This is a genomic window from Lutibacter sp. (genome assembly GCF_041596795.1).
Taxonomy (GTDB): Bacteria; Bacteroidota; Bacteroidia; order Flavobacteriales; family Flavobacteriaceae; genus Lutibacter.
On the sequence record NZ_JBFHHX010000150.1, the window covers coordinates 1 to 7,211 of the forward strand.

General features: G+C 30.1%; 6 protein-coding genes. 3 read left to right on the forward strand and 3 right to left on the reverse strand.

Annotated features, from left to right (window positions below):
• Window positions 1-2,178, reverse strand: a 2,178-nt coding sequence (locus ABY298_RS13660; protein WP_372746616.1) for a valine--tRNA ligase, incomplete at its 3' end; no start/stop codon positions are given.
• 113 nt (window positions 2,179-2,291) lie between these two features.
• Here ABY298_RS13660 and ABY298_RS13665 point away from each other — a divergent pair.
• Window positions 2,292-2,732, forward strand: coding sequence for a DUF1573 domain-containing protein (locus ABY298_RS13665; protein ID WP_372746617.1), 441 nt, complete (start codon window positions 2,292-2,294; stop codon window positions 2,730-2,732).
• Between the two features lie 52 nt (window positions 2,733-2,784).
• Here ABY298_RS13665 and ABY298_RS13670 read toward each other — a convergent pair whose 3' ends face one another.
• Complete coding sequence (locus ABY298_RS13670; protein ID WP_372746618.1) at window positions 2,785-3,960, reverse strand: PDZ domain-containing protein; 1,176 nt, start codon at window positions 3,958-3,960, stop codon at window positions 2,785-2,787.
• Window positions 3,961-4,286: 326 nt separating this feature from the next.
• Between ABY298_RS13670 and ABY298_RS13675 the strand changes: the two genes are divergently transcribed.
• Both ABY298_RS13675 and murB read left to right on the forward strand, forming a co-directional pair.
• A complete protein-coding gene (locus tag ABY298_RS13675; protein WP_372746619.1) occupies window positions 4,287-5,483 on the forward strand; it encodes a pyridoxal phosphate-dependent aminotransferase in 1,197 nt (398 codons plus the stop codon).
• Window positions 5,484-6,485, forward strand: coding sequence for a UDP-N-acetylmuramate dehydrogenase (murB, locus tag ABY298_RS13680; protein ID WP_372746620.1), 1,002 nt, complete (start codon window positions 5,484-5,486; stop codon window positions 6,483-6,485).
• On the opposite strand, the gene ABY298_RS13685 is transcribed toward murB, so the two are convergent.
• Window positions 6,482-7,211, reverse strand: a 730-nt coding sequence (locus tag ABY298_RS13685) for a type I phosphomannose isomerase catalytic subunit (RefSeq protein WP_372746621.1), incomplete at its 5' end; no start/stop codon positions are given. The two genes, murB and ABY298_RS13685, sit on opposite strands and share 4 nt — an antisense overlap.

Consider the following 7,211-nt stretch of genomic DNA (forward strand, 5'->3'; position numbering starts at 1 on the left):
GTTAGTATTATAAGCTTCAACTTTTGGATATTCCGCAATAATTAACGCTTGATCTGGAGTTCTTTCTGTAATATCTTGCCAAATTTCTTCAGTTAAAAATGGCATAAACGGATGCAATATTTTTAAATTATCTTCTAAAAATCCAATAACAGCTTTATACGTTTTTGCATCAATAGGTTTTTGGTATTCTGGCTTTACCATTTCCAAGAACCACGACGAAAAATCGTCCCAAATTAATTTATAGATATTCATTAAGGCTTCACTTAAACGGTATTGCTCAAATGAACTATCTAAATCGGCCAACACTTGTTGAAACTTAGCTTTGTACCATTCAATAGCAATGGCTGAAGAACTAGGTTGCTCAATAGTTTCAGATACTTCCCACCCTTTTACTAAACGGTAAGCATTCCATATTTTGTTAGAAAAGTTACGTCCTTGTGCACATAATTCTTCATCAAATAATAAATCGTTTCCTGCTGCTGAACACAATAACATTCCAACACGCACACCATCGGCACCGTATTGTTCCATTAATTCAATTGGATCAGGTGAATTACCTAATGATTTGGACATTTTTCTACGTTGTTTGTCACGAACAATTCCTGTAAAATACACATTAGAAAAAGGTTTTTCATTTCTAAATTCGTATCCAGCAAAAATCATTCTGGCAACCCAAAAGAAAATAATATCTGGACCAGTAACTAAATCGTTGGTTGGATAATAGTAGTTTATTTCTTCATTTTCAGGAAAACGAATTCCATCAAAAACCGATATTGGCCATAACCAAGATGAAAACCACGTATCTAAAGCATCTGGATCTTGAGTTAAATCACTAGTTGTAAGTTGTTGGTTGTTGGTTTTTTGCTTTGCTAATTCTACAGCTTCTTCAATAGTTTCCGCAACTACAAAATCATTTTCACCATCACCATAAAAATAAGCCGGAATTTGATGTCCCCACCACAATTGACGAGAAATATTCCAATCGCGAATATTTTCTAACCAATGACGATAAGTATTGTTATAATGTTTTGGAAAAAATTTAATTTCTTCATCTTCCAGCACTGCTTTTAAAGCTGGCTCTACAATAGTTTTCATTTTTAAAAACCATTGTGCTGAAATTTTAGGTTCAATAACTTCTTTAGTTCTTTCTGAAGTTCCAACTTTATGTAAATGTTGCTCAATTTTTACTAAACAACCTAATGCTTCTAATTCTTTGGTAATTTCTTTTCTAACTACAAAACGGTCTTTTCCTTCGTAATGTAATCCGAAAGAATTTAGGGTTGCATCATCATTAAAAATATCAATCACTTCTAAATTGTGCTTTTCTCCTAAAATTTTATCGTTTTGATCGTGTGCTGGCGTTACTTTTAAACAACCTGTACCAAACTCAATATCTACATATTCATCTTCAATAATAGGAATTACTCTATTGCAAATTGGTACAATTGCTTTTTTACCTTTTAAATGTGTAAAACGCTCATCATTTGGATTTATACAAATAGCTGAATCTCCTAAAATAGTTTCAGGACGTGTAGTTGCAATGGTTAAAACATCATCAGAACCCTCAATTTTATAATTTAAATAATACAAGTTACCTTGACGCTCTTCATAAATAACTTCTTCATCAGACAAAGTTGTTTTGGCAGATGGATCCCAGTTTACCATTCTATAACCACGGTAAATCAATCCTTTTTTATATAAATCGATAAAAACTTTAGTTACTGCTTCGCTTAAATCGGCATCCATAGTAAACTTAGTACGTTCCCAATCGCACGAAGCACCTAATTTTTTTAATTGCTCTAAAATAATTCCTCCGTGCTTATCAGTCCATTCCCAGGCGTGTTTTAAAAACTCATCTCTTGTTAAATCGACTTTATTTATACCTTGTTGTTTTAGCTTATCAACTACTTTAGCTTCTGTAGCAATTGAAGCGTGATCGGTTCCAGGAACCCAACAAGCGTTGAATCCTTTTAAACGCGCACGACGAATTAAAACATCTTGAATTGTATTGTTTAACATATGCCCCATATGCAATACTCCAGTTACGTTTGGTGGTGGAATTACAATAGTATAAGGTTCTTTTTCATTTGGCGTAGAATGGAAATAATTGTGTTCCATCCAATAGTTATACCATTTACTTTCTATGTCTTGCGGGCTATATTTTGTAGCTAAACTCATTTTGGTCTGATATTTGTAATATAATGTGCAAATGTACAATTATAAGAGATAACACAAAATATTTTGAAAACTTAAAAAAATAACTAACTTTACAATATTAAAACGAAAAAAAAATGAAAAAAATAGCACTATTACTTTTTATTGGACTTGTATCAATTTCCATAAATGCACAAGAAAAAACAACAACTACAGATGCAAATGCTGCAGCTTTTGAGTTTGAAACTGATGTAATTGATTACGGAACAATTAATGTTGATGCAAACGGAACACGTGTTTTTAAATTTAAAAACGTAGGAAAATCGCCATTAGTAATTGAAAGAATTCAGTCTAGTTGTGGTTGTACTGTACCTAAAAAACCTGAGGGACCAATTATGCCTGGTGCAACCGGAGAAATTGAAGTGAAATATAACACACATACTCCTGGAGGTTTTTCTAAAGCAATTACTGTATATTCAAATGCTACTGAACCAACTAAAATGTTAAGAATAAAAGGAATTGTATTAAAATCTGAATCACCTGTTGTTAAAGAAAAATCTGCAACATCTATAAAATAATTAACACAAAATAATAAACCAATAAAGGCTTTCAACTAGTTGAAAGCCTTTATTATTTTAGAGCGTTTTTTAATCTAAAACTAAAGGAATAATCTTGATTATTACGTTCTATTAATAAGTTTATTTTAGTGTTTTCCTTTTTAAAAAAATAGCCTACAATATCTTCCAACTTCATACCATAGGTATATTTTCCGTTAATTTTAATAATTATATCTCCTTTTTGTAATCCTGCAATATGCGCTGGAGAACCTTCAGTAATATTTTGAATTTTATAAGATGGCTTAAAGGCGTATTTAAACCTGTACTCTAATGAAACGGTATTATTCTCACTTGAATTAAGTTTATCAGTTAAACCAATTCTACTATAATCTTGCTCTCTTACTAAAACTTTTCCATTGTGCACCAATTCTATGCCACTCATATTATATCTAAAAGGTGCATTAAATTTACTTCCCTTTTTAAAAGTTATTTCACTATTTGGATAGTTAAAAATTACAGTAAACCTTTTTAAAACCTCAGCTCCAATACTTCCGTTTCTTTCTTCAAATTTACGTGCATGTGTAACTGAAACAGAATCTGGAAATGAAACCGTAGGCTTTTTAAACTTAAATTTACCCATAATTAATGCTTCTATTATAGATCTTTTTCCATGTACCGATCCGCTTAAACCTTCTCCTAAAAAATCATTAAAATATTTTTTTGGGGCAACAATTTCTGGTAAACTACCTTCAAATAACCACATAGAATCACTTCCTCCAGAGTCTATTAATAACTTAACCGGAATTACTTTTTTTGGATTATTTTCTAAAATAACCCCAACATCTATATAGGCTTTTAATTTATTAAATTCTAAGGGAAAGGTTTCACACTTATTACATTTCTTAGGTTTATAATTTTCCTTACTTATAAACGTTAATTTTTTTGATCCGTAATTAACTATTACTACAAAGTCCTTTAAAATATCAAAACCAATAATACCATGAATTGTTAATCCCACTTTAGATGACAAATCAAAACTATCATCAAAAATTACGTATAAGCGTTGGTTTTTACCAATAATATTATTCAGTTTAAAAATATTTTTTTCTGATAAAACTGCCTCAACAGCATCTTCTTTTCCAAGCCCTTGCAATCGTATTTTTCTAGTATTAAAAAGTGGAATTGAATCGTTGTGATTTATATTAAACAATATAGTATTTCCAACTCCAGAATCTAAAATAAAATTCAATTCCTTGCCATTTACTTCAATAGGAAATATAATTAGATTACTTAATAATTGAAAAGAAATAGTTTGTTTATTGGATTTCGTTAATTTAAAACTACCTTGTGAAAAAACAGAAAAAGTGCATATAAAAAATAAAAGAAAGTAAATTATATGTATGTTTTTGAGTTTCAATTATAAAAAAAAGGTTTTATGCTGTTAATTTACAAAAAAGCGATGTTACTATCACCTTATTTTTTAAAACTTTAACATCTAAAAAAATCAATTGAAATTCTATCTATTTTAATTTAATTTTTGCAATTTTGCTAATAAATCTAACTATAAAAAACCAAATGCCTAAAGTATCTCAAAAAGGAATAAAAATGCCCGAATCTCCAATTAGAAAATTGGTTCCATATGCAGAAGCTGCTATAGAAAAAGGGATTCATGTATATCAATTAAACATAGGACAACCAGATATTAAAACACCAGAAGTAGCTTTAAATGCCGTTAAAAATAGCGATATATCCGTTTTGTCTTATGAAAGATCTGAAGGCCCAGAAGAATATAGAAGAAAACTAGCAAATTACTACCAGAAAAACAATATAAATGCTTCTACAAAAGATATTATTGTTACTACAGGAGGTTCAGAAGCTTTATTATTTGCTTTAGGAAGTATTACCGATCCAGGTGATGAGATTATTATTTCAGAACCTTTTTATGCAAATTATATTGCATTTTCTATTTCTGCAGATATTAAAATTGTTCCCATAATTTCTGATATAGAAGATAATTTTGCATTACCGTGTATTGAAGAATTTGAAAAATTAATTACTCCTAAAACAAAAGCTATTTTAATTTGCAATCCAGGCAATCCAACAGGATATTCCTACTCAAAGGAAGAAATGCAAAAATTAGCTGATTTAGTAAAAAAAAGGGATTTATTTTTAATTGCTGATGAGGTTTACAGAGAATTTGTATATGATGCAGCAGAACCACATCAATCTGTTTTAAGTAATTTTGGATTAGAAGAACATGCAATTGTAATAGATTCTGTTTCAAAACGTTACAGTATGTGTGGCGCAAGAATTGGATGTTTAATTTCTAAAAATCCAGAAATAATAAAAACAGCTTTAAAATTTGCACAAGCACGTTTAAGTCCGCCTACATACGCACTTATTGCAAGTGAAGCAGCATTAGACACTCCTCAATCTTATTTTGACGATGTTATAGAAGAATATAAGGAGCGAAGAAATACATTAGTAAAAGAATTAAATAAAATTGACGGTGTTAAAGTAGCTACCCCAAAAGGTGCATTTTATTGCATGGTAGATTTACCAGTTCATAATACCGACAAGTTTGCACAATGGTTATTAGAATCTTTTAGCCTTAACAATGAAACATTAATGGTAGCCCCTGGAGCTGGTTTTTATTCTACCGAAGGATTTGGAACCACGCAAGTAAGACTAGCTTATGTACTTAATAAAGAAAGTATTATTAAAGCTATAGCAATTTTAAAAGCTGGGTTAGAAAAATATAATTCGTTATAATTGAATATTTTAGAAAACATATCCTTAAAACCTTACAATACTTTTGGGATTGACGCAACGGCAAAAAGTTTTGTAACTGCAAATTCCTTAAGTGATTTACAAGAAATAATTTCTTTTGAAAAAGATATCTTTTTGTTAAGTGGCGGAAGTAATATGCTGTTAACAAAAGGGATAGACAAATTGGTAGTTCTATTAAATTTAAAAGGAATAACCGTTGAAGAATTTGATAATAACCATGTGTTGGTTACCGCTGAAGCAGGTGAAAATTGGCACGACTTTGTTATTTGGTGTATTTCTCAAAATTATGGCGGTTTAGAAAACTTATCTTTAATTCCTGGTAATGTTGGCAGTTCACCTATTCAAAATATTGGTGCTTATGGTGTTGAAATTAAAGATACATTTTATCAATTAGAAGCTTTAGAAATTGCAACCGGAAAATCTCATGTTTTTTATAATTCCGACTGTAATTTTGGTTACCGAAATTCTGTTTTTAAAAACGAACTAAAAGGTTTATTTATTATTACAAAAGTTACTTTTAAACTTACCAAAAAAAATCATCAAATAAATATTTCTTACGGAGCAATTCAAAGCGAATTAACCAATAAAGAAAACCCTAGTTTAAAAGAAATATCAAATGCTATTATTGCTATTAGAGAAAGTAAACTTCCTGATCCTAAGAAAATTGGAAACAGCGGAAGTTTTTTCAAAAATCCGGTGATTGATGTAGTTGAATTTAAAAAGTTACAAAAAAAATATCCTGATATTCCACATTATATAGTTTCAGAAAGTGAAGTTAAAATTCCAGCAGGTTGGTTAATAGAACAAAGCGGCTTTAAAGGAAAACGCTTTGGTGATGCTGGTGTGCACGAAAAACAAGCATTGGTTTTAGTAAATTATAACAATGCAACCGGACAAGAAATTTATAAGCTGGCACAGCAAATTCAACAAACTATTTTGCAAATATTTTCTATTGATTTAGAAATTGAAGTGAATGTTATTTAAACCGTAACTTCTAACAATTCACAGTTGTCAGAATTAATTATAACTTTTTCCGCTGTTGCAGGAATTAAAAGTGTTTCGCCAAAATTAATAGTTTCTGTGTTGCCAAAAATTGAAATTGTGGCACTACCCTTAACACACATAAAAATCACAAACGAATCTGTACTGGAGTAATCTAAACTTAAAATTCCTTTTACAGGAATAAAGTTGGTTTTAAAATATTCACAAGATGCTACTGTATTTAAAGTATTTATCTCTTTAGAGTAATTTCTTTCTGTAGCTATATTATCATTAAAATTTAATGCATCAACGGCTAATTCTGTGTGTAAATCACGTTCATTACCTTGCTCATCAACTCTATCAAAATCGTAAATTCTATACGTAATATCGCTAGTTTGCTGTATTTCTGCCAACACAATTCCTGCTCCTATTGCGTGCACAGTTCCAGTTTCAATAAAAAATGCATCTCCTTTTTTAACCGGAACTTCATTTAAAACCGACATGATTTTTTTTTGTTTTAAAAGGTCTACATATTGCTTTGTATCTATTGTTTTATTAAAACCTAAAATAAGTCTAGACCCAGCATCTGATTGCATAATGTACCACATTTCAGTTTTTCCAAATGAATTATGGCGCTCTTTGGATAATTGATCATTTGGGTGCACTTGTACCGATAAATCTTGTTTTGCATCAATAAATTTTATCAATAAAGGAAACTTATTTCCAAAA

Coding starts and splice junctions, on each gene's coding strand:
- ABY298_RS13665 (WP_372746617.1), top strand. CDS start 2,292: ATGAAAAAAATAGCACTATTACTTTTTATTGGACTTGTATCAATTTCC.
- ABY298_RS13675 (WP_372746619.1), top strand. CDS start 4,287: ATGCCTAAAGTATCTCAAAAAGGAATAAAAATGCCCGAATCTCCAATT.